The 22,713-nt window shown below is 33.8% G+C and carries 21 protein-coding genes, 4 tRNA genes and 2 pseudogenes; 9 read left to right on the top strand and 18 right to left on the bottom strand.

Features of this window, described 5'->3' with window-relative positions:
- Positions 1 to 51: 51 nt before the first annotated feature.
- The 3 genes from A9G42_RS07175 to A9G42_RS07165 all read right to left on the bottom strand — a co-directional run bounded on the left by A9G42_RS07175 (position 52) and on the right by A9G42_RS07165 (position 3,157).
- Positions 52 to 1,665, bottom strand: a complete 1,614-nt coding sequence (locus A9G42_RS07175; RefSeq protein ID WP_065653071.1) for an ABC transporter substrate-binding protein — start codon at positions 1,663 to 1,665, stop codon at positions 52 to 54.
- 749 nt (positions 1,666 to 2,414) lie between these two features.
- Entirely contained in the window at positions 2,415 to 2,894 is a 480-nt protein-coding gene (locus A9G42_RS07170) for a GNAT family N-acetyltransferase (protein ID WP_065653063.1), read from the bottom strand.
- Positions 2,882 to 3,157: a type II toxin-antitoxin system TacA family antitoxin gene (locus A9G42_RS07165; protein WP_065561594.1), complete on the bottom strand. Its 276-nt coding sequence runs from the start codon at positions 3,155 to 3,157 to the stop codon at positions 2,882 to 2,884. The genes A9G42_RS07170 and A9G42_RS07165 overlap by 13 nt, the downstream gene beginning before the upstream one ends.
- Positions 3,158 to 3,299: 142 nt before the next feature.
- Between A9G42_RS07165 and A9G42_RS14770 the strand changes: the two are divergent.
- Positions 3,300 to 3,933 (top strand): annotated as a pseudogene (locus A9G42_RS14770) (integrase core domain-containing protein).
- 40 nt (positions 3,934 to 3,973) lie between these two features.
- Positions 3,974 to 4,234, top strand: a pseudogene (locus A9G42_RS07155) (integrase core domain-containing protein); the annotation flags it as partial.
- A 667-nt stretch (positions 4,235 to 4,901) separates the two neighbouring features.
- Here A9G42_RS07155 and A9G42_RS07150 read toward each other — a convergent pair.
- The 4 genes from A9G42_RS07150 to A9G42_RS07135 all read right to left on the bottom strand — a co-directional run bounded on the left by A9G42_RS07150 (position 4,902) and on the right by A9G42_RS07135 (position 8,414).
- A tRNA-Gly gene (locus A9G42_RS07150) sits at positions 4,902 to 4,977 on the bottom strand.
- Positions 4,978 to 5,048: 71 nt separating this feature from the next.
- Positions 5,049 to 5,306, bottom strand: coding sequence for a DUF1145 domain-containing protein (locus A9G42_RS07145; protein ID WP_065653061.1), 258 nt, complete (start codon positions 5,304 to 5,306; stop codon positions 5,049 to 5,051).
- Positions 5,306 to 5,869: a 16S rRNA (guanine(966)-N(2))-methyltransferase RsmD gene (gene rsmD, locus A9G42_RS07140; RefSeq protein ID WP_065653060.1), complete on the bottom strand. Its 564-nt coding sequence runs from the start codon at positions 5,867 to 5,869 to the stop codon at positions 5,306 to 5,308. The genes A9G42_RS07145 and rsmD overlap by 1 nt, the downstream gene beginning before the upstream one ends.
- Before the next feature lie 13 nt (positions 5,870 to 5,882).
- Positions 5,883 to 8,414: a PBP1A family penicillin-binding protein gene (locus A9G42_RS07135; protein ID WP_065653070.1), complete on the bottom strand. Its 2,532-nt coding sequence runs from the start codon at positions 8,412 to 8,414 to the stop codon at positions 5,883 to 5,885.
- A 257-nt stretch (positions 8,415 to 8,671) separates the two neighbouring features.
- Here A9G42_RS07135 and A9G42_RS07130 point away from each other — a divergent pair, with 257 nt between their 5' ends.
- A complete protein-coding gene (locus tag A9G42_RS07130; RefSeq protein ID WP_081302276.1) occupies positions 8,672 to 9,076 on the top strand; it encodes a protein YgfX in 405 nt (134 codons plus the stop codon).
- A 46-nt stretch (positions 9,077 to 9,122) separates the two neighbouring features.
- Here A9G42_RS07130 and tusA read toward each other — a convergent pair whose 3' ends face one another.
- The 6 genes from tusA to A9G42_RS07100 form a co-directional block, all read right to left on the bottom strand.
- The gene (gene tusA / locus A9G42_RS07125; protein WP_065566163.1) at positions 9,123 to 9,359 is read right to left on the bottom strand and encodes a sulfurtransferase TusA; all 237 of its coding nucleotides are present in this window, start codon (positions 9,357 to 9,359) and stop codon (positions 9,123 to 9,125) included.
- 16 nt (positions 9,360 to 9,375) lie between these two features.
- Positions 9,376 to 10,182, bottom strand: a complete 807-nt coding sequence (locus A9G42_RS07120; protein WP_141672097.1) for a Cof-type HAD-IIB family hydrolase — start codon at positions 10,180 to 10,182, stop codon at positions 9,376 to 9,378.
- A 120-nt stretch (positions 10,183 to 10,302) separates the two neighbouring features.
- Positions 10,303 to 11,634, bottom strand: coding sequence for a type IV pilus secretin PilQ (pilQ, locus tag A9G42_RS07115; RefSeq protein WP_218837784.1), 1,332 nt, complete (start codon positions 11,632 to 11,634; stop codon positions 10,303 to 10,305).
- A complete protein-coding gene (locus tag A9G42_RS07110; RefSeq protein ID WP_065566161.1) occupies positions 11,627 to 11,998 on the bottom strand; it encodes a hypothetical protein in 372 nt (123 codons plus the stop codon). The genes pilQ and A9G42_RS07110 overlap by 8 nt, the downstream gene beginning before the upstream one ends.
- Complete coding sequence (locus A9G42_RS07105) at positions 11,995 to 12,468, bottom strand: hypothetical protein (RefSeq protein ID WP_065642038.1); 474 nt, start codon at positions 12,466 to 12,468, stop codon at positions 11,995 to 11,997. The genes A9G42_RS07110 and A9G42_RS07105 overlap by 4 nt, the downstream gene beginning before the upstream one ends.
- Complete coding sequence (locus tag A9G42_RS07100) at positions 12,461 to 13,408, bottom strand: PilN domain-containing protein (RefSeq protein WP_065653059.1); 948 nt, start codon at positions 13,406 to 13,408, stop codon at positions 12,461 to 12,463. Before A9G42_RS07100 ends, A9G42_RS07105 begins: the two co-directional genes overlap by 8 nt.
- 203 nt (positions 13,409 to 13,611) lie before the next feature.
- Here A9G42_RS07100 and A9G42_RS07095 point away from each other — a divergent pair.
- The 4 genes from A9G42_RS07095 (at position 13,612) to A9G42_RS07080 (ending at position 14,860) form a co-directional block, all read left to right on the top strand.
- Positions 13,612 to 13,687: transfer RNA gene (locus tag A9G42_RS07095), tRNA-Val, on the top strand.
- 35 nt (positions 13,688 to 13,722) lie between these two features.
- Positions 13,723 to 13,798 (top strand) — tRNA-Val (locus A9G42_RS07090).
- Positions 13,799 to 13,807: 9 nt separating this feature from the next.
- Positions 13,808 to 13,883: transfer RNA gene (locus A9G42_RS07085), tRNA-Lys, on the top strand.
- Between the two features lie 368 nt (positions 13,884 to 14,251).
- Positions 14,252 to 14,860 (top strand): tetratricopeptide repeat protein, encoded by a 609-nt coding sequence (locus tag A9G42_RS07080; RefSeq protein WP_065653058.1) that lies wholly within the window; start codon positions 14,252 to 14,254, stop codon positions 14,858 to 14,860.
- A 127-nt stretch (positions 14,861 to 14,987) separates the two neighbouring features.
- Here the strand turns inward: A9G42_RS07080 and A9G42_RS07075 are convergent, their stop codons facing one another.
- Positions 14,988 to 15,209, bottom strand: a complete 222-nt coding sequence (locus A9G42_RS07075) for an EexN family lipoprotein (RefSeq protein WP_065653057.1) — start codon at positions 15,207 to 15,209, stop codon at positions 14,988 to 14,990.
- A 666-nt stretch (positions 15,210 to 15,875) separates the two neighbouring features.
- Here A9G42_RS07075 and A9G42_RS07070 point away from each other — a divergent pair.
- Entirely contained in the window at positions 15,876 to 16,835 is a 960-nt protein-coding gene (locus tag A9G42_RS07070) for a tetratricopeptide repeat protein (RefSeq protein WP_065642035.1), read from the top strand.
- Positions 16,836 to 17,197: 362 nt separating this feature from the next.
- Here A9G42_RS07070 and A9G42_RS07065 read toward each other — a convergent pair whose 3' ends face one another.
- The 4 genes from A9G42_RS07065 to A9G42_RS07050 form a co-directional block, all read right to left on the bottom strand.
- Positions 17,198 to 19,156 carry a glycoside hydrolase family 3 protein gene (locus A9G42_RS07065; protein ID WP_065653056.1) on the bottom strand — a complete coding sequence of 653 codons (1,959 nt, stop codon included), beginning with the start codon at positions 19,154 to 19,156 and terminating at the stop codon, positions 17,198 to 17,200.
- A 499-nt stretch (positions 19,157 to 19,655) separates the two neighbouring features.
- The gene (locus A9G42_RS07060) at positions 19,656 to 20,276 is read right to left on the bottom strand and encodes a LysE/ArgO family amino acid transporter (protein WP_065653055.1); all 621 of its coding nucleotides are present in this window, start codon (positions 20,274 to 20,276) and stop codon (positions 19,656 to 19,658) included.
- A gap of 84 nt (positions 20,277 to 20,360) precedes the next feature.
- On the bottom strand, positions 20,361 to 21,707 hold the full coding sequence (locus tag A9G42_RS07055) for an APC family permease (RefSeq protein ID WP_065653068.1): 1,347 nt from the start codon (positions 21,705 to 21,707) through the stop codon (positions 20,361 to 20,363).
- Positions 21,708 to 21,813: 106 nt separating this feature from the next.
- Complete coding sequence (locus A9G42_RS07050; protein WP_065588084.1) at positions 21,814 to 22,233, bottom strand: OsmC family protein; 420 nt, start codon at positions 22,231 to 22,233, stop codon at positions 21,814 to 21,816.
- A 218-nt stretch (positions 22,234 to 22,451) separates the two neighbouring features.
- Between A9G42_RS07050 and A9G42_RS07045 the strand changes: the two genes are divergently transcribed.
- Positions 22,452 to 22,713 (top strand): sulfite exporter TauE/SafE family protein (locus A9G42_RS07045; RefSeq protein ID WP_143426122.1); only part of this gene is annotated, 262 nt, incomplete at its 3' end.

Genomic DNA, 22,713 nt, shown 5'->3' with positions numbered 1-22,713 from the left:
ATCAAACCTAATGTAGCGATTAACCACCTATGTGGTTAATCGCAAGGAATGTTATTTTTCAAGCGTGACTTGGTTAAAATTATGTAATGCTAAAGGAGCCATAATATAACCTTTAACCTCTTTACGTATCGGTAGATAAATCATTGAATGAGCAATCATTAATGCAGGCGCTTGGTTATGCATCTCAACTTGTGCTTGTTTGTAAAGCTCAACCCTTTTTTCATGATTAGGCTCAACGCGAGCTTGCTGTAATAAATCATCAAATGGTTTATAACACCAGTGTGAATAGTTTGAACCTGCTTTAACCGCATCACAACTCATTAAAACAGAATAAAAGTTATCAGGATCACCATTATCTCCCGACCATCCCATTAGTACTGCATCATGTTCACCATCACGAATACGAGATAAATATTCTCCCCATTCATAACTCACAATTTTAGCGGTTACACCAATTTTAGCCCAATCAGCTTGAATCATTTCAGCCATACGGCGTGCATTTGGGTTATATGGACGTTGTACAGGCATTGCCCATAAATTAATAGTAAACCCTTTCTCTAATCCTGCTGATTTTAATAACTCTTTTGCTTGTTTTGGATCATAAGGATAATCTTTTACTTCATCGTTATAACCCCACATTGATGGTGGAATAAAGTTTTTAGCTGGTTCTGCCGCACCTTGAAAAACAGCTTTTATAATCGCATCTTTGTTCACGGCCATATTTAATGCTTGACGAACTTGCAAGTTATCAAGTGGTGGTTTATCCATATTGTAGGCTAAATAACCAATATTAACCCCTGCCATTTCTTTAACAACAATATTATTGTCTGATTTCATTCGTTCAACATCAGCTACATTTGGATATGGCATCGCATGACATTCTCCTTTTTGTAACTTGGCATAACGAATTGCAGGATCTGGGGTGATTGAAAACACTAAACGATCAAGCTGGGCTTTAGGGCCAAAATAATCGGGATTGGCTTTATAAAGAATTCTTGAATCTTTTTGGTATTGAACAAAAGTAAACGGACCAGTACCAACGGGGACTAAATCAACTTTTTCGGGTGTGCCATTTTTAAGCATAGCATCGGCATATTCGGCTGATAAAATAGAAGCAAATGACATTGCTAAATCAGCTAAGAAAGGGGCTTCTGGATGGTTTAATTCAAATACAACAGTATGGTCATCTATCTTTTTAATTTCTTTGATTAAATCTGGGAACCCCATGCTTTCAAAGTATTCATATTGTCCACCAGAAACTTTGTGATAAGGATGATTTTTATCTTTCTGTCGCATAAATGTAAAAATAACATCATCAGCATTTAAGTTTCGTGTTGGTTTGAATTCTTTATTACTATGCCACTTGACATCATCGCGTAAATGGAAAGTATAAGTCAAACCATCTTGGCTGATATCCCAAGATTTTGCTAAAGCAGGTTCGATTTCGGTAGTACCTAATTTAAACTCTACCAAACGGTTAAAAACAGGAACTGCACTCGCATCCATTGAAATGCCACTTGTCACTAACTGTGGACTAAATGTTTCAGGTGAAGCCTCTGCACAATAAACTAACGTTCCTGCAGCATGAAGTTGTGCACTTGCAAGCATCGTTATTAGTCCTGCGCCCAACAAAAATTTACGTTTATATTTCCTTTGATTACTCATAAAACCACCCCAATTATTTAACTGTAAACCTATTTTGTAATAATTAAATAGAGTTAAGATCATTGTATTTCTAATATTTTTTAAATACAGATTTAGTAAAACACTCTAATGTTGATTTTTACATCAATTAGCTTTTACTTTGTTTAAATACATATTTTTGCTATCCATTGCACTAATGTAGTGCAAAATGCACCATAATTAAAATTACGATATTGCCTAGGAATTTACAATATCATTCCATTTTTGATTGAAAATAATTTCTAACACAAGCATAACGGTAGTTCAATACTGTGTAACCGATATAAAATACAAAAATCGTGCCATTTTCAATTCATATTAAAGCTATTACTAAAAAAGAACATATAAATAGATTCTTTGATTTGTTCTAAATTTATTATAGAGCTTGTGAATTAATAATTGATTTTTATAGAATGTATTATAATTATTGTAAATAAAATAATCATTAAATTAATCATGTAAAATTAACTTATTACTTGATTTAACTTAATTTCAATTGAACACAGTTTAGCGGTAAAACAAGGTGAAAGGCTTATCTGAAAAGTATTTAGACATAAAAAAACTGCTAGACGCAGGCCTTAGAATTTGGTGATTGGTGCCCGGACGCGGAATCGAAGATGTGGGTTGAAGCCTTGTGGTTACTGGATTTGAGAAATTTAGATGAAAAATGTACCCGTATTTGTATCCTTAAATTGTTCTGCTTTAAAAATGTACAATTAAGCCTAATTTTATTACCATAAAGAGATTAGCATTGTTCTTTCCTGAATTCCAGAATCAACAAATCCAAATTTAATATAAAACGCATTGGCTTCATCTGTTAAGCTATGTACCAATATTGCTCTAGAACCAACTTGTTTAGAGACTTCTTTCGAGCGTAATATAGCATCTTTTAATAATGCCGCACCTAATCCTTTTGCTTTGTAATTTTTATCAATAGCTAAACGGCCTAGAATAATAACAGGAATAGGATCGGGCATATTGCGCTTAAACCTACTCAATGTTAGTTGTCGATGCTGGATACTACCTGTTGATAAATAATAAAAGCCGATTACTTTGTTATTGTCACAAATTACAAATGTACGTGAAGCACCACTTTTTTGATTTTTTAAGGATTTTTTCTTCAACCATTCATTCAAAGACAACTCTTCACAATCAAATGACATAACATCATGATCTTCATTCAATAAGCGCGGTGCTTTTATTTTTCCCATGGTGACTTCCGGGACAATAAAGCTTGAATTTTTTCATTACTATCAAAAGAGGCTTCTATTGCATGATTGAAGGCATTTATCTGTTCATCGTCGATTAAAAAAAGACGCTGATCAAGCAAAACATCTTCAGCTTTTGAGCAGGCCGCTTCTAAAATAAAATCAGTGCGTGATTTAGATAGCAAATGCGCTGCAATATCAATCAATTCTTTTTGAGATGCCTTAGCTCTAATATTAATAGGCGATTCTTTGGTTTCAGTTCTCATTTTAATTGCTGTTTTTTATTTAGTATGAATATGTATTGTATAGCAAATTAATATACATGTGAAATAGTATTGTAACTACCCCCTAAAATAGTACAGCAAAAAAGTATAAAATTCTCTGATAAAAGTAAAAGAGGATTCAATTATGAAAAAAATGACTGAACATCAAATCGCATCTATTTTAAAAGAAGCAGAGGCAGGTATTCCCGTTAAAGAGTTGTGCCGTAAATAGGGCATGGGTAATTCAACTTTTTATAAATGGCGGGAAAAATAGAGCGGAATGGAAACGTCGGATATTAAACGCTTAAAGGAGCTGGAGGCCGAAAACCGTAAGTTTAAACAGATGTTTGCTGAGCTAAGTTTAAAATCACAGCTCCAGGAAGAAATCATAAAAAAGCTTTAGTGCCCACAAAGGCACGTAAAACGTAGGCATAGGCGCTAAAAAAAATCATTCAGTCACTATTACGAGGCATTAGGCATTGATATTGGCGTGAGTTTACCCGCAGGTAGAGCGACTCGTTATTTGGATAAACTGGGCTAAATCACATGATATAACCATTGATTATATAGAGCCTAGTAGCCCATATCAAAATGGCTATATTGAACGATTTAATCGTACCTATCGCACTGAGGTGCTAGATTTATACCTATTTAATAATCTAGAACAAGCAAGAAAGGTAACCGAAGAATAGCTAACCCTTTATAACACCGAAAGGCCGTATGAGGCACTAAATAACATGACACCGATTGAATACAAAACACTAAAACAGGCTGCTTAATTTTCTACGTGAGTTGTGTACTAAGTTTGGGGTATTTACAATTGAAAAGCATGATTATCAACTTTATCCGGCGATTAATGATATTGACCATACTAAGACAAAAGCTATGTCGCCACAAACGAATGGGATCTGCGAGCGCTTTCATAAAACTATTTTACATGAGTTTTATATGGTGACATTCCGTAAAAAAGCGTTATTCAGATTTAGAAACACTCCAAACAGATCTGGACAATTGGCTGCATTATTACAATAATTAACGAATTCATCAGGGAAAATGTGCTGTGGTCGAACACCAATTTAAACATTGCTTGATGGAAAACGGATCTGGGAAAAAATCTGAACCAGATTTAACCTGACAGACACCCAATAAAAACTGGTAACTGTCAGATTAGGTTTGAGTTAGTACATAGTATATTGGCCTGTACATCATAAATAGTCTTGCTGCAAAAGGATTAATGTTACCATTTGTCACCACTCAAAAAACTTCAATAAAATCAATAGCTTTTCTGAATGACTTTTATCGTACTCGATTCCCCATTCGCATAACCTATCTTCCTGATTGGTGAGCTTAACCGTACTTTATGTTGTTAATAGAGCGTTTTGATATTATCAAATAACCGATTTGATTTTGATTCACGTTTACGCCAAGCGTAATAATCTGGCACGCTAATCTTTAATTGACGGCTGATCGGAGGTACAAAATGCTATGACAAATGTTGTTCCCTATATTTATACTTCACCGATTTGAATTATTGATAAAGCACACTGACACTTTTTTAAGGTGCTATTTGTCATTTTCAGTTTTTTAGCAAGCTGCATATTAGATAAGGCATAACTCACCGTCTATTGTTTATAATCTGTCCTAAACTTTCGGTACTATAATGTATTCTCGTATGATTTTTACTTATATTCTAGAGAAGGCATTTACCCATTTTCTTGGCGAGTATTACAATACTGTGATGTTATATTGGAGCGGGAAACGAGGTTCGAACTCGCGACCCCGACCTTGGCAAGGTCGTGCTCTACCAACTGAGCTATTCCCGCTTATTTGAATACTTCGGAAGAAGTGGAGAGCATTATACAAAAAATTTTTTATTTGGCAACTATTTTTGCTTTCATTTTTTATCTTTCCAGCTAAGTGATTCAAAAATACCAAATAAGAACAAACGTAATACTTTAAATTTGTCTTGCTGCTTTTCTTGATTGGTCATGGTGGAATTTAACATAAACGCTTGTAAACCATGAGTAACAGCAAACGCAATTAAACCGACATTGGCGACCACATTGGCTGGCTTTGGATAAGGGTGAATAAGGTTAAATAATAAAAACAACCATATAAACGAATATAATACTTTACCAATAAATATAAACATTAAATGCCTTCTTGTATAAAAAGATAACTGTGAACCTGCCCAGCAGTTTTTTCGCGATGCAAATGCCAATGAGTTGGAATATAAGCTGTTAAATCATGCCCTATTTCTGTTTCAATATAAATATAAGCTGATGATTTTAACCAGTTGTTATTACCAAGCGCACTTACCGTTTTTGCTACCAATGCTTGATGAAATGGTGGATCGATAAATACAATATCAAACTGTTTTTCAGCAGGCTTATTTAACCACTGTAAGGTGTCAGTATGATAGACATTGATAGTATCTTTATCAATAAGCTGTTTGTTTTTATTAAGTAGTTGTGCTACTTGCTTATCTTTTTCAAGCAAGGTAACACTTTTAGCGCCTCGCGATGCGGCTTCAAATCCTAATGAGCCGCTCCCTGAAAAACAATCCAAACAATCACTATCATGTATCACTGGCATTAACCAGTTATATAGAGTTTCTTTGATACGATCCGTGGTTGGACGCAACCCTTGTTTGTCTAAAACTGGCAATTTACGCCCACGCCATTTTCCGCCAATAATTCTTATTGAACCATTCATTTTAAATCCTTTATCAGAAAAGCTCTGAAGTATTACCCTCTGAATCTGTTACACTAGTACCAACTTCCTGCGTAGCATAACTTGTTGGTTCAGTCCCTTTGATAAAATATTCTGACATTGTTTTAGAGCCAGATTGAGGCAGTAATCCTGTTTTTTCATCGATAGTAACAGAAATGACATTCTCTGGTTTGACATCTTCTCTTATTGGTACATCTTTTAGGGCAACTTTCATATAATCAACCCATACAGGATTTGCAGTCACAGCCCCTGCTTCAGCTCGGAAAGTTCGCCCTAACTCACGCCGGTGATCATCAAATCCCATCCAAACAGTCGTTACAATATTGCCACCAAATCCAGAAAACCAAACGTCTTTAGATGCATTGGTTGTTCCTGTTTTACCGCCAACATCTTTCCTTCCCAATGCTTTTACACGCCATGCAGTACCTTGCCAATTTGAACCACCGAATACAATAGAGCGAAGACCATCTTTCATAATAAATGCGATTCCACTATTTACCGTATGCGGTGCATATTTTGGCGTTACATCAATCGTTTTATTATCGAGGTTTATATCTGGCAATACGATATTATCATCTGATTTAAGGTTGGCTTGTTCTGGTTCTTCATTATCAGATCCATCAGATTCATTCTCAACATTATCTAATGATATTGATTTTGCTTCTTCTGTAACAACATCATCATTACAATTTTGACAAGCAATCACCGGTTGATGCTGATAAATTGTACCAGATCCATTATTGTATTCTATTTTTTCAATTAAGTATGGGGTAATTAAATAACCACCATTAGTGATAACAGAATATGCTCTTGCTACTTGTAACGGTGTAAATGAAGCAGAGCCTAACGCTAACGATTCATTATGTGAAATATTTTCTTTAGGGAATCCAAAACGCTCTAAATAAGTCGCAGCATAATCAATACCAACTGCACGCAAGGCTCTTACCATCATTACATTTTTAGACATACCTAGCCCTATTCTTAAACGTAATGGGCCAGCATAATTAGGCGGCGAGTTTTTCGGGCGCCATGTAGCACTACCTGTAGAGCGGACAATTGGCGCGTCATTAAGAAGTGTAGCCATTGTTAAACCTTGCTCTAACGTTGAAGTATAAATAAACGGTTTAATATTCGAACCTAATTGTCGAAGCGCTTGAGTTGCTCGGTTAAATTTACTTAAATTGAAATCATAACCGCCTACAATTGCTTTAATGGCGCCATTATCTGAGTCAAGCGATACTAAAGCAGCATTAACTGCTGGGATTTGTGCTAACTCCCAATTATCAGCAGATTTTTTCACCCAAATTAGTTGTCCTGCTGTTAACGTGTCAGACACCTTTTTAGGAAATGCCCCCTGCCGAGTATCACTAATAAATGGTCGAGCCCATTTCATATTTTGATATGTAATAGTAATATTACTTTTATCAGATAATACAGCCGTTGCTTCTTTATCTGATGAAGTCATGACAACCGCTGGGCACATACCGCTATAACAAATATATTTATCAAGAGTTTGTTGAATTTGCTCCGAATTCCATGGCGTTTCATTTTGCTTCCATAATACTTTTTCAGCACCTCGATAACCATGCCTGATATCATAATCAATAATATGTTTTTGTACTGATTCAGTAGCCGCTATTTGATCTGTTTTCGAGATAGTCGTATAGACTTTATAGCCGTCCGTATAAGCATTTTCACCAAACTTATCGTACATAAATTGGCGCGCCATTTCAGCTACATAAGGAGCAGAAAATTCAATTTGTGGTGAGTGATAACTTGCTCCTAAAGGTTTTGTAATCGCTTCATTATATTCAGCTTGAGTGATATAGGATTGATCTAACATACGACCTAACACCCAATTACGTCTAACCAATGCACGATCAGGGTGTGAAATAGGGTTAAACGCAGATGGCGCGTTTGGTAAGCCTGCTAATAAAGCAGCTTCATCAATGGTTAACTGTTCTGGTGTTTTACCAAAAAATGTATAAGATGCCGCTGCAACACCATATGCTCTAGAACCAAAATTAATCATATTAAGGTACAGTGCCATGATTTCTTCTTTCGATAACTCTTTTTCCATACGAATAGCCAAAATTATTTCTTTAGCTTTACGGGTTATGCTTTTTTCAGGAGTTAAGAAAAAGTTTTTTGCGACTTGCTGAGTGATTGTACTACCACCTTGAGAAAACCCTTTATGTTTTAAACCAATATACATCGCTCGAGCAATACCAATTGGGTCGATACCAAAATGTTCATGAAAACGAGCGTCTTCGGTTGCTATAACGGCATTAACCACAATTGGTGGAATTTCGTTATATTTTAATGGGGTTCTACGACGTTCACCAAAGGTAGCGATTAGCTCGCCATCTTTACTTAATACTTGCATTGGTGTTTGTAATCGAACATCTTTTAATGTTGTAACGTCCGGAAGGTCTTTAGAATAATAAGCATAACCAGCAATACCAATAACCAAGCCACAAAGAAATAAACCGATGAATAATTTTAGAAGAAATTTTAACACTTTAATTAATATCACAAATCTTTCCTATCTAAATTTTTAAGGCAAAAATAATGGCATCAGAGTTATCTCTGCGCCAAATTTACTCAACCTATCTTTCGATAAGGATCTTCACATTGACATTAAAAGAAAATGCTAATGATTGATCGCTCACCCATTAAAACACACTAAAATTGTGTGCATTATCTCCCATCTTTAGCATTATTTTAAGCAATTTTTAAAGAAATCGTGAAATAATTCTATTTTAACCCAATACATCTTACATTATGTGGAGCATAAAACTTAACATATCCAAGCTACAATTAATGATTTCAACTCTGTTTTATTCAATACTTATGATGCTTTGTCTAGTCATGTTTGCTAATACATCCTTAAATACTTATACCTTTATTATTCTAATCTTATTAATAATTCAATGGTGGCATAGCCTATGTTATTTCAAAACAATTAAAGGTGAATTTGTGTTATTTCACACTATCAATCAAATTTATTGGCATAAACAGCGCTGGTATTTAATGCATACACCGCTTATATTCCGCTATGTTATTATCCTGAATTTAAAATCCAGACATGACGGTAAGCACTGTACACTTTTGTTAATGGCCGATAATCTTCAAGCCAATGATTGGCGTACATTACGTTTTTACCTAAAACAAGTTGATCTAACTTAACTCACGTACTTTTTTTATAAAATTTTTCATCAAAATAGCTGTTTAACTAATGTGATTTTTTAATCCAGTACTGATAAGGTTGAGACTCTATTTGTGATGACAGCAATTGGTGCTCCATATGGCGACAAAAACTAGGAACATCACGGGTCGTCGCCAAATCATCGGCAATCACATAAAGGACTTGCCCGATAGCCAGATCTCGAATTGCTTTCCTGATTAACATAATCGGTTCAGGACAGCGCAGTCCTAATGTATTGAGTTCTTTATCAAAAATTATATTCATTTTTTGAATCTGATCATTATAAAAATAATTTACTTAGGTAATGTGGCACAGCCTCTTCAGCATTTGATCCAATAACCTCTAATTTTGGTAACAATGCCTTTAGCTCAGCACTGCCATTTTGCATTATGCAACCTTTACCGGCAGCTTTTAGCATTTCGTAGTCATTCATGCCATCACCAAAAGCAATACTGTCTTGTAAACTGTAGCCTAGTTTTTCAACAACCTTTTTCAATGCACTACCTTTAGACACATTTTCAGCCATTACTTCAAGGCAATTTAATGTTGAAAAGGCAATGCTAATTTTATTACCGAATTTTGCTTCTAACCGATTTTTTAACTGAACCAAATGTGGGTAAAGCGCATCGTCAGTAGTAGTAAAATAAATTTTAGCAATATCATTAGTATCAAAATCAAGTGGGTTAAATAACTGATAAGTAAACTGGGTGTCTTGGTAAAATTCTAATGAAAATGTATCTTCTTTATTGATTAACCAATGATCACCACGATATAAATGAGTATAAACTAAAGGGTCATCCATACTCATTTTAGCTATTTCACAAGCAAGCGATGGCTCAATACTTTGGCTAAAAACTAAATTGCCCGCACTATCATGCACTCTCGCACCGTTAGAAGTAATCATAAAAGCATCAATTTCCATATTTTCCCGCATTTGGGCAACATCAATGTGGTGCCGACCAGTTGCAAAAACAAAATGGATACCTTTTTTACGAAGCGCTTGAAGAACTTGTTTGGTATAAGGCGATAAGCTATGTTCAGGTGTTAATAAAGTACCGTCTAGATCAGAAGCAACAACATGCATAATATTCTCTACTTTTATAATAAATGGTAATAATAACGACTAAAATTATAGGCTTTAAAACAATAATTACTTATCAAAGCCAAAGCTAAAACAAGTTAAAATATAATACAACTCCATTGACATTTACTCAACCAATTGTGGCGTAATAAAAATAACAAGCTCACGTTTTTGTTGTTTGTTACTATTGTGTTTAAATAAACGACCAATTAATGGTATGTCCCCAGCACTAGGCACTTTTTGCTTATTTTTAGTATTAACTTGTTGAACTATACCACCTAATACAACGGTTTCTCCATTTTTTATCTGAACTTGTGTTTTAATCTCTTGCGTATCAATAGCTAATACTTCACCGTTATCACTACGTTTTATTGAACGCCCAGCCGTATTTTGCGTGATATACAAATCTAAAACCATAAGCTCATCAGATAATATTTTAGGTGTCACTTCTAACCCCAAAACAGCATGCTTGAATTCAATTGAAGTAGCACCATTACTACCGCTAGAAACCTCGTAAGGAATTTCTGTACCTTGTTTTATTGACGCCATATTTTGATTAGCTGTAAGTAAATTAGGGCTGGCTATAATCTCAAGTTGATTCTCAGATTCAAGCGCTGACAGCTCTAAATTGAGTAAATGTCCCGATAGTTTAGCTAAATTAAAACCAACTGTAGAGGTTGAATGGCTGACCCCAAGCCCAACATCAAACTTATCTAATAATTGCGATGAAGACCCTTCATACCCCCATTTAATACCCAGTTCTGACATACTTTCATCACTCATGGTAACAATATGCGCTGAGATATGAACTTGGGGCATCGGTTTATCCAGTGTTTTAACTAATTTTTTGATATTTGCAAATTGTTTTGGCACATCAGCAATAACGAGGGAATTGGTCCGTTTATCAAATGTAACCCGGCCTCGTTGTGATAACAAATCTTGCTGTTGAATCATTTCAATTAAAGCTGTTGGATCTGCATAATTAACAGCTATAAATAAAGAACTAATAGGTTGGTTTAATTCTTTTTCTCTTTGTTCTGATTGTTGTTTTTGCAATAAAATTTCAGGATCTATCGCTTTAGAAATAAGCAAAATATTATCATCAATTTCTGCTTGTAAATTCGCTGAATCTAATATGATTTTTAGCGCTTTATGCCAATCAACATTATTGAGTTTAATGGTCTGTTTAATTGATATATCTTCTGACATAACCAGGTTCATTTGTTTACTATCGGCTAACGCTTGCAAGATAATTGCAATATCCGTTTGATAAAATGCCATTGAAATATTTTTTTGCTGATCAGCGTTTGATGATGGGAGTATATTGGCATTACTAACATTTGTGTTGATTGCTAAAAATATAAATACTATCAGCAAACGGCTTTTAACCTTAGTTAATATGTAAATAACCAATTGTAAATCTTGATATTTTTTGTTTTCGGCAATTTTATTACTCATTTAGCAACATCGTCCATAATACAATATTATGGCAATAATCAGGTAAATCTGCTTGCCATATTATTTTATCGTTTAGTGAAGATTGTACATACCAAGGAAACAAAACATTTGGCACTGTATTATCAGTTATTGCTAGCCAATGATTATCAGAAGCTAACCAAATTTGTTGATAATTCGGATCAATTTGTTTCATAAACCCTCTAAAATGCCAAGCTTGAATTTGCTCAAGTAGTAATGTTGTTTGTTCACTACAAGAAACTCGGTAATGTTGTTGAAAAGGATCGCTTTCCAACAGGATATTAGCTTTTAACTCAAAACAGATAGCACAAAATAAAACGATATATTTATAAAGATAGGGCTTCATTGATAGTCCTTTTCAAACAATAAAGTAAACATTATTTGTAACTGCTGATCTTGCTTGCTGATTTTAAGATTTTTAAAATCAAGATAGTAAAAATCATCGGTTAATGATGAAATTAAATTCATAAAATCAAAAAACTGCCCCTCTAACTCAATCTCCCAATTAGCTGTTTTATCTGTTTGATAATGCTTAAAAGATACTAATGAAAGATGATTTTGCTCGATCGCCAATGCGAATTCCTTATCTGATATCAAACTATATAAAGTATTTTTACTTGCCTGATAACGACTAGCTTTTGCTTGTAATTGCTCATTTTCAATAACTATTTGCTGATATGACTCGACTGCTAGCTGTGCTTGTTGCCGAATATCTTTAATAAACAACAGATAAACGATTACAAAAAACGCCAAACCAAATAAAACACAAAGCATATATTGTTGCCAAATTGGGCGTTCAAAAAAATCACTATTCACTAAGCATTATTTCCATTTCAAAAAATAAATGATTTTTATGGGATAAGATTGTTTTAACTTGACTGTTACTTATATTTTTTAGCGTTAACAAACTTTGATTAAATTTAGTTAGCTCAACATAACTAAAGCTTTGCCCTTCAATCTTTACTTTTTGTGGTTCATAATAAAAACAATCAAGCCAAATTACAGAAGGTAACTGCTGTGAAAGCAATACTAAAGATTGCTGAATTTGTTTTTGGCTTAATGATGGATTAGGCAAATCATGCATTAGTTCTTCAGTTAGTTTTTGTGTTATACCTTGTTGTTGCAAGCGTTTTTCATCATAAGTTTGTAGCTCGTTTTGAGCTTGCATCCACAAATAACAAAGCAAGCAACCGATTGCGCCAATAACACTAGTCGCCACGAATATCAGTTGCCGTTGTTGCTTTGTTTGCTTCTCTTGCCGCCAAGGTAAAAAATTAATTTTAGTATTTTCAAACCCACACCCCACAAACGTTAATAACAATCCATACTTATTAAAAAGATTAATCCAATTTTCAATATAATGACGTTCAGCTATCACCACTGTAATTTGCTTTTTTTGTTCATTTGCATAAGCAAAATCAAAAAACACGCTTTTAGCTGGTAATTGAAATAATTTATGGATGTTAGCTTCAACATATAAACTCAATTCATTGAATTTGAGCTTTACATCTGGCAAAGCTAGTTGTTGCATTTGGGTTAAATTAATGTCCAAATTGAGCTCAAATTCAGTGCGAGCAGAAAATTTTTTTTGTAGATCATCAATGAAAACCGCTAAATCAGCCTCATTTTGATAATTCCATACAATTAGATCTTCGCTAGCATTTGATGTAGTGTGTTGCTTAACTGCGTTCACTATCCTATAACGTAAAATAGTAGGTTCGACATAAATAATGATGCGTTTTTTATTAAAAAGCATGATGGGTTATCTTTTCATTTTTGCTAACAACATGGCTTAATCCTAATCGTCCTTTTTAAAATAAGAATGGATAAAAGGTATTTTTGCGAACTATTACCCAAAAAATGTTTAAAATTAAATCGAACGAAGCAAATTTTAGAGAAATTTAAAAAAAAGGGTTGACTGAAACAAGGCGTGCCTTATAATGCACATCCACACGGTAAGGGTGATTAGCTCAGTTGGGAGAGCACCTCCCTTACAAGGAGGGGGTCACTGGTTCGAACCCGGTATCACCCACCAATCTTTACCGTGACGTTTCTGTAATGAAACACTTGGGGTGATTAGCTCAGTTGGGAGAGCACCTCCCTTACAAGGAGGGGGTCACTGGTTCGAACCCGGTATCACCCACCATCTTTAGATGGGTCGTTAGCTCAGTCGGTAGAGCAGCGGACTTTTAATCCGTTGGTCGAGCGTTCGAATCGCTCACGACCCACCATTTCATCATATTGACACTCAGCAGATAGACATTACCTAATATCAAGTAAGAAAAGTAATAGAAATGCTAACTAGTATCTAGCAAATTTATTTAAAATAAACTGTTATAATTGATAGTGCTGCCTTAAACGAATAAAACTCACAACGCGCTGAATAGTTAAGATCACAATTTACTATTTTCGCTTTAAAATCTAATCAATACTCATCCCCTAAGCTAAAAAGCCATAGCTAATTACAGTGTATTATTGATATCAATAACAATATTATACCACCTTCACGATCGCGATTAAGGTTGAAACAAACTAATTAAGCTATACTAAACAAATAAATACGATAAAATACTCGGTATTTATTTTTGAAGGAAGTTGTATGCTAAAGTTTTTTGCTACGTTATCACTAGTTTTATGTTTTAGTATTGCGGCAAATGCCGATCAACAAACTATGTTTGATTTTAATCAAGAGCATCAAAAAGCAACAGAACAAAATGATGCTGAAGCGCAGTACCATGTAGGCCTTATGTATGCCGATGGTTCATATGCTAAAAAACGCCAATTTAAAGGGATCGAAAATGGATTCGAACAGCAATCAGAAACACAGCCTGACTATATTAAAGCAAAAGAATGGTTTGAAAAAGCAGCCAATCAAGGCAATATTGCCGCTCAACATAGCTTAGCTTTATTGTACTTTAACGGGCAAGGCACAAAACAAAACTATTCAAAAGGAATTGAGTGGGATACTAAAGCCGCTAAAAAAGGGGATGCAATTGCCCAATATACATTAGCCATGCTCTACTACCAAGGCACAGGTGTAAAAAAGAACTATTTTAAAGCAAAACAATGGTTTGCTAAGGCTGCAGAGCAAAATTATTCTGATGCAAAAGATCATTTAATTGTTGTAACAAAAAAGGTCAATGCCATTGTAGCCAAACAACAAGCTAAGAAAAAACAAGCTAGTGATAATGATTGCGGTTGTGACTAAAACCCAATGAGGCTCAAATCAAATAATAGCGACATTAAGTTTATAATGAATAAGAATCAAATTAAGTCTATAAACTGATCACAGATAAAATTTTCAAAGCCACATAAGTGGCTTTTATACTTTTAAATTAATCCGTCCATTTTCCCGTATTAGTTGGTCTACTAAGTTCAACTATTACTTTGAAAGAGTTTTGACAATTTAAACTATCCCCATCTATTTCACCGTTCTGGCACATTTTACGATATTTATCTAGTAGTTCTTTATTATTTTTGAAATCGTCAACTGTATAGGTTTTCTCATTACATCCGAATAAAAATAGGGCAGTAATAAATATTAGTATTTTTTTCATAATATCCTCGCAATAATAAATTTATTAATTATTTTTGTACTTTTTTAAAAATCATCAACTACAACTCTTAGTAAATCAGATATTGTCCTCAAAAACAACTTTGCCAAGAGATAAGATGACTATTCAAAATGGTGACATGTTTATAATAAATAAGAAAAATCAATTTATTATAAAAGCGTCATCACAAAGAATATTAAAAGCCACAATGTAGCTTCTTAGTTAAATGAATCCCGTGCGTAAGGATTGCGTTTTGATGAGTTTAAAATTCAAATAGCTTTGAAAAAGTTTTGACAATTTAAACTATCACCAACAATTTAACCATTTTCACCTTTTTAAGGTATTTATCTAGTAGTTCTTTGTTATTTTTGAAATCTTCTACAGTATAGGTCTTCTCATTACATCCGAATAAAAAATATTATGATTCTTTTTGGTGCTTGTTTCTATATGGTAGAATGCAATCCTTTACCTCCACGTTCCATCACGTAAACTTGAAAACTAGACAGCAATAATAAATGAACATGTCTGCACATTAAAATAAATCGACATGTAATCAGATAAAGATAAAAAAGATATTTATGCTTATTAAATAATCATAAATAAGCTTGCAAATAAATAAAAAAGATCCTTTAATAAAAACAATCTTCCCCAACTAACGCAGGCAGATAAATGAAAAAATTAACATTGATAATTTGCTTATTAATATCTGTAAACATTTCAGTTTTCGCACAACTCAATACAAAATACAATTTTAATGTTGAATATAAAAAAGCGACTGAACAAAATAACGCTGAAGCACAATACAATTTAGGTTATATGTATAACTATGGCCTAGGTGTTAAACAAGATTATGCAAAAGCTATTGAATGGTATCAAAAAGCAGTTAATCAAAATCACTCTGATGCCCAAGTAGCTTTAGGCTATATGTATGCTACAGGTCAAGGCGTAGAGCAAAATTTACTAAAAGGAAAAGAGTTATATGAAAAAGCAGCATTGAGTGGTAATGCTCTAGGCCAATATAATATGGGGACACTTTACGAATTTGCAGAAAAAAAACATTATCGTAAAGGAATTGAACAAAATTTAAATGATAACAGTATCAGTCAAAATTATTTTAAAGCCAAAGAGTGGTATGAAAAAGCAGCAAAACAAGGTAATAAAGAGGCACTCAATAATCTAGGCGTTTTCTATTATAACGGAACTGCGGTAAAAAAAAGCTACACGACAGCCAGAAAACTTTATGAGCAAGCTGCCCAAAAAGGCAATATGATGGCAAAACATAATTTAGCTAATATGTATTACAATGGATTGGGTGGGTTAAAAAAAGATTTTGCCAAAGGCGTTGAGTTAGATACTGAAGCTGCGGAATCTGGCAATCCAGATGCGCAATGTAGCTTAGGCTGGTTATATTATCAAGGGTCATGGTTTGCAAAAGATTACAGTAAAGCATTAGCGTGGTTTCAGCTTTCTGCGCAACAAAATTATGCGGAAGCTCAATACTATTTAGGTATCATGTATCAAAATGGCCAAGGAGTTGCACAAGATATTTACAAAGCAAAATATTATTTTCAGCAAGCTTGTAAAAATAACCATAAAGATGCTTGTAAATATGTAAAAAATATTCTTTGATTATGATTATTCCCAAACGAATTTTTCAGACCTTATTGTATTGCTAATAAATAACTTTTTATTTAAACAAGCAATGATATAAATGATTTGTGGATGGGAAAATAACTTTGTATCGGCAACATTATTAATTACCCTATTTCTGCATTGAGGGTAATTTTGATGATTTAATTTATTCAAAATTACCCAAATCGTCTTAATTTTTAATATTTTAGTTTTAATATCTTCGCTAATTCTATTATCAAGCCTATTAATCTTTTTTCATCCATGTTTATTGGCTTTCTTTGTGCATTAGAATGCGTTAAAAACAGGCAAACACACAAAATAATTTACAAAAATAATTTATAAAACCAATGCGTTATCCCTTACTGCGTTAAACCATAACCAAGCGGATAGAGTGCTTTCATATCATTAGGCAGATCTGAAGATTGTTGCTGTACGCTATCCATCGAGTCTGGTAGTGAAAATGGTATTTTAGCTACGTAAGGTTTGTCACCAAATAATCTATCAAACAATACTTCATCATTTACCCCAAAATTAGCAATAACAGCACTAGCGTATTGTTTTAATGGAGTGACAATTGCTGGCCTATCTAAATAAACAGTAACAACAACAGGATGCGTTTTACTTGCTTGCGCAATAAATTCAATATCTTTATCGTTAGGAGGAAATGCTAAAGATCCCTCATGATGCTCTAAGCCAAAAAAGTAACCTTTATGATTTTGCTCATAAGGTGCATTTATTCGGGCAACAACCACATCAGCTTGCTCTAATTTATCAACAATATTCACTTTATTCTTTAACAGATTTTTAGCATTTGGTAAAAATCCATATAAATAGATTTTGTTATTGGCGTTTAATGGTAATGTTTTTTGTATATTTTCAAGTAATACCAAAGAATTATATTGGGCCTGACTCGCCATCTTTTGAAAATCTTTGTTGCCAACAATACTTGTTTTGTTTGGATCTACATATGGTGTTTCAAATTGACCTAGAGAAAATTTTTGAATCAAAATCGCTAAAACGGCTTTATCGATATCTTTTTCGGCAATTTTTTTATTCTTAACAGCAGTTACAATAATTGAACTATCGCTAACCCCGCCAAACTGTTGAATGCCAGCATGAAAAGCTTTAATAAAGCGTTGTTCTTTAGTAAGATCCTCAACTCCCCATGGCATGCCTTCAACTTTCGGTTTAATTCCCGAAGCTGTTCCATTAACACAAACATCATTACAATCATTAGTAATACTCCAATCACTTATAACAACACCTTTAAACTGATAAGTATTACGTAATAGATCTTGCAATAAAAATGAATTAAACCCACCGCCAACAGCATCAAATTTATGATCACCTAGCTGAGCATTTTTCAATATAGAATAAGTTGGCATGACACCTGCAACATTTACCTCAAAAGCGCCTGTAAATGGAATAATATGTTCTTTTAAGCTATCTTTATGGGTAAAAAGCGCATATTTACCATAAGCACTATGACTATCAAATCCATTTTCGGCAGCACCATATCCCACCCAGTGTTTCACAACGGCAGCGACACTTTGCGAATTTAGACCTGTGCTACCATTTTGTATTCCAGATATATAACCACGAACCATTTTTTTGCTTAACTCAGGATTTTCACCAAATGTCCCCTCAAATCTAGCCCAACGCGGTTCTGTACCTAAATCGGCCATGGGTGACAAGGCTTGCGTTACACCTAATGAACGGTATTCTTGACGGATAATATCGCCATATTCATTGATATCTTTTTCACGACCAATAGCCGCCATGCCTAATGTTCCAGGCCACTGACTAAAACCACTTTTTATACCTAACTCATTACCATAATAAAACGTATTTCTAGGATCAACACTTATTGTCAATGGAATGGATAAACGAGAAGATTCAGCTATTTTTTGTAACTGATTATTCTGCTCCGCAAAATCTTTAGGATTAACTTCTAATCTGGTTATAAAGCTATTAACTTTATCTTTCAGAATCAAAACAGTCAGCTTTTTAAAATCATATTTATCACCACGCCCTATTTCATTATTTACACTTGGCGCATTGCCATGCATCATTATCCCAGCTTTCTCTTCTAATGACATTCTTGAAAGCAAATCCTGTGCTCGTTGCTGTGGCGATAAACGCCAATCTTCATATGGAGTTAATTTTCCATTTTTATCCATATCTTTAAACTCAAGACCATCCACAGTTATTTTTTTTAATTGATTGCTTTCAATTTTGACTTGGTCAATAGCAAATAATGGACTTGTGGTAAGAACCGCACTAATTAATAGTGTTAGTTTTAAAATATTACTTTTCATTGTTTTCTCCTTAAGTGATCTATTACGCATTTATTAATAGTAAATTTATAAAATAACTGAATTGAATAAACAGTAATAAACCATCTTATATCTACGCTATAACTAATCCATACGCTTCAACTTTCCTTTATATAAAACAAAACCCTTATATAAAAAAACCTAAACACTTTATTAACCAAAATGTTTAGGTTTTGCCTGTATAGACAATTAGCTGTACAGTAACAATCCCAATTTATACTATGTAAGCTAGCACTAATTATATAAAGAAGATATCTTATAATTTAACAAATACATGTAATTGTGATAATAGTCACATTATTATTTCATAATATTATTTGATAATTGCTCTCAAGGGGGAGATAAAAATGCCCAAAAGAGCCTTTATTATTTAAAGATCTTAAATGGATGTTTGATGAGCAAAGTAAGGATGTTTATTAATAGGCCGAACGCTCTTTGAATCATATAGGCTATAGCCTATTTACTGTTCTAGCTTTAATTGTTATAAACGACATAAAAAAACTAGCCGATAAGCGATGTACAACATGACAGTGCCAACTAGACAATCTAATATTATCCACATCTTTTTTTGTTTAAATAATGGCGCTAACAATCTTGCACCATAACCAATACCAAAGAACCATACAAAAGAGACACAAACAGCGCCAATCAAAAATGCCAGTTTTTGTTCACTATTTAATGTGCCAGCTATTCCCCCAACAATCACAACCGTATCTAAATATACATGTGGGTTAAGCAAAGTGACCGCTAACGTTGCAACTACCACCTTGATTAAACGGCTATTATTCACATTTTGAGATTCTATTTGCATATTGCTTGTGCCTTTAATTGCACTTTTAAACGCACTAAAACCATACCAAATTAAAAAAAACACCCCCATTATTGCTAGCAGATTTGTGATTAAAGGATTACAACTAATGAAAGAGCCCACCCCTAGAATGCCAATCGACATTAATACAAAATCACAAATAAAACAAATTGCCGACACATAGAAAATATGGTTTTTTAATATTCCCTGTTTGAGAACAAATAAATTTTGTGCACCAATAGCAATGATTAGGCTAGCGGAAATTAACGCACCACGTAATATTTCTGATAGCATTTTATTATAACGCCTGTGGAAAATAGGAAAATACTGCCATCTTAATTAAGATGCAATAAATCTTCAATAAATGTATTAAGTTTATTATTCATGTTTTTCTAAGCAAACTAATTGAGCCTGCTCTTTGTTTAAATAGAGAATAATCATACCAATTGCTAACCAAATTACACCGACAATTTTTGCATCATTATCAATATGTAGTAATACAGGTAATAACACTATAATACCAATAATAGGCATAAAGATATTTAAAACCCAAGAACGCCAACCCTTTGAATGTCTTTTGAACTTAAAGTAACCGATTACAGATAAATGTAACATAATAAATGCCGTTAACGCACCAATATCAACAAATGACACTAGAGTTGCTAATCCTTTATCATGATTGGCGGCAATAACAACTAAACATAAATTAATTAGCGCAGAGCATAAAATAGCCATTGCCGGCACGCCACTTTTTTTACCCACTTTAGCAAAAAATGAAGGTAAACGCTTATCGCGCCCCATACTGAATAAAAGACGACTTGCGGCAGCTTGCCCAACCATTGCAGCAAATGATGCACCAATGGCTTTCATCAAACTTAGCGCCCATCCTAGATATAAGTTAATTTCTTGATTAACAATATTATAGTAAGCTTTACCCTGTAGTTCAGGATGACTACGCAAATATTCTGGATTATAAGGATTAAGTAAAGCACCAACATAAATTTGAATTACAAATAGGCAGCCAGCTAAAATTAAACAGCTCATAATGGCTTTACTCACTAAATTATGGGAGCCACCGTTTTCTTCAGAAAAAGTCGCAATAGCATCAAATCCCAAATAAGAGAGTACCGCAATAGATACAGCATTAAACAAATTAGCCCAGCTAAATAAATCACCGCCCCAAAAAGGTTTCAACCAATCTCGACTAATATCACTAGTTGCTATTAGCCAAATACCAACAAATAGCACAGCAAACAATACAATAATTTCAAATAGTAAGATAATTAATGTAATTTTAGCCGATTTTTTGATGCCAATTAAATTCAACGTGGTAGTTAATACAACCGCCAAACAAGTCCATCCCCATACCGGTACGTCAGGCATTAAGGCGTTGAACGAAATACCGCTAAATAAGTAAGCAACAGCAGGAATAAACATATAATCAAGCAATAACAACCAACCGACTAAAAATCCCACATTAGCATGAATACCAATCGAACAATAAGCATAAACCGCTCCTGCATGAGGTAAAGCGTTTGCCATTCTAGCGTAAGAAAATGCGGTAAATGCCATTACCAAAGTTGCTACAATATAAACTAAAACAACTGCACCATCACTGATTGCATCTAAAACACCAAATAACCCTATTGGTGCTGCTGGACCAATAAAAAGCAATCCCAGAATAACCATATCCCGAAATCGCATAGTTTTACTTAATTGTTGCATAACCACTCTCTTATTGCTCTGACTAATAAAATGTTAAATGATTAATGCAAAATACACTAAGATCAGCTTGTTATTAGATTATAATTATTCGTTATAAGAATAAACTTTAGTGATATTCTCTAACCTCATAGGTATAAGACATTTTTGCGGTTTTTCCTAGCATGATAGAGGCACTACAGTATTTTTCTGAAGCAAGTTTCACGGCTCTTTCTACTGCTTGATCATCTATATTGATACCTGTAATCACAATATGGAAATTAATAGATGTATAGACTTTTGGTGAAGATTCTGCTTGAGTTTTATCAATTTCTATCCAAAGATCGCGAATATCTTTTTTATTATTTTTTAAAATAGCGATAATATCATAAGCCATACAACCTGCTGCACCATGTAACAAAAGCTCCATAGGGCGAGCACCACGATTACGCCCTCCATGTTCAATACCGCCATCCATAACTAACGAGTGCCCACTGGCTGTTTCGCCTAAAAAACCAAAATCATCAATCCACTTTAAACGATCTTTCATTATTCACTCCCGTCAATTTATTTTTAAACTTTTATTCGTTACCGTCGGCTAAATAACATAAGATTTTTTAACCATCTTGTCATCTTTTAATTTACTATTTTGCAATCAAACCTGATAATGATATTAAACGGTAGATAAGTAGAATCAATTATCTAATCTTAATTTTTACTTAACAAAAAAGATGGGGTATTAGTGTTACCATACTTTAAGGATTAAACATGATTCTTGAATTTATTATATTCCTTTCTATAGGCGCTGTTGCGGGATTATTAGCTGGTATGTTTGGTGTTGGCGGTGGTGCATTAATAGTGCCCTCCTTAATCTTTACCTTAAATTATTTTAATCTAGGTAATGCTTGGGTTAACCATATCGCGATTGCAACCTCATTAGCAACCATCATTGGCACAAGTTTATCTTCAAGCTATATTTATAATAAAAACAATAATATTCAATGGAATATCCTTAGAAAAATGGTTTTAG

This window comes from Gilliamella sp. Nev6-6 (assembly GCF_001690605.1).
In the GTDB taxonomy this organism is placed as follows: domain Bacteria; phylum Pseudomonadota; class Gammaproteobacteria; order Enterobacterales; family Orbaceae; genus Gilliamella; species Gilliamella apicola_C.
This window is presented reverse-complemented; position numbering and strand designations above follow the sequence as displayed.

Coding starts and splice junctions, on each gene's coding strand:
- A9G42_RS07175 (WP_065653071.1), bottom strand. CDS start 1,665: ATGAGTAATCAAAGGAAATATAAACGTAAATTTTTGTTGGGCGCAGGA.
- A9G42_RS07170 (WP_065653063.1), bottom strand. CDS start 2,894: ATGGGAAAAATAAAAGCACCGCGCTTATTGAATGAAGATCATGATGTT.
- A9G42_RS07165 (WP_065561594.1), bottom strand. CDS start 3,157: ATGAGAACTGAAACCAAAGAATCGCCTATTAATATTAGAGCTAAGGCA.
- A9G42_RS07145 (WP_065653061.1), bottom strand. CDS start 5,306: ATGTTTATATTTATTGGTAAAGTATTATATTCGTTTATATGGTTGTTT.
- rsmD (WP_065653060.1), bottom strand. CDS start 5,869: ATGAATGGTTCAATAAGAATTATTGGCGGAAAATGGCGTGGGCGTAAA.
- A9G42_RS07130 (WP_081302276.1), top strand. CDS start 8,672: ATGTGGAGCATAAAACTTAACATATCCAAGCTACAATTAATGATTTCA.
- tusA (WP_065566163.1), bottom strand. CDS start 9,359: ATGAATATAATTTTTGATAAAGAACTCAATACATTAGGACTGCGCTGT.
- pilQ (WP_218837784.1), bottom strand. CDS start 11,634: ATGAGTAATAAAATTGCCGAAAACAAAAAATATCAAGATTTACAATTG.
- A9G42_RS07110 (WP_065566161.1), bottom strand. CDS start 11,998: ATGAAGCCCTATCTTTATAAATATATCGTTTTATTTTGTGCTATCTGT.
- A9G42_RS07100 (WP_065653059.1), bottom strand. CDS start 13,408: ATGCTTTTTAATAAAAAACGCATCATTATTTATGTCGAACCTACTATT.
- A9G42_RS07080 (WP_065653058.1), top strand. CDS start 14,252: ATGCTAAAGTTTTTTGCTACGTTATCACTAGTTTTATGTTTTAGTATT.
- A9G42_RS07075 (WP_065653057.1), bottom strand. CDS start 15,209: ATGAAAAAAATACTAATATTTATTACTGCCCTATTTTTATTCGGATGT.
- A9G42_RS07070 (WP_065642035.1), top strand. CDS start 15,876: ATGAAAAAATTAACATTGATAATTTGCTTATTAATATCTGTAAACATT.
- A9G42_RS07065 (WP_065653056.1), bottom strand. CDS start 19,156: ATGAAAAGTAATATTTTAAAACTAACACTATTAATTAGTGCGGTTCTT.
- A9G42_RS07060 (WP_065653055.1), bottom strand. CDS start 20,276: ATGCTATCAGAAATATTACGTGGTGCGTTAATTTCCGCTAGCCTAATC.
- A9G42_RS07055 (WP_065653068.1), bottom strand. CDS start 21,707: ATGCAACAATTAAGTAAAACTATGCGATTTCGGGATATGGTTATTCTG.
- A9G42_RS07050 (WP_065588084.1), bottom strand. CDS start 22,233: ATGAAAGATCGTTTAAAGTGGATTGATGATTTTGGTTTTTTAGGCGAA.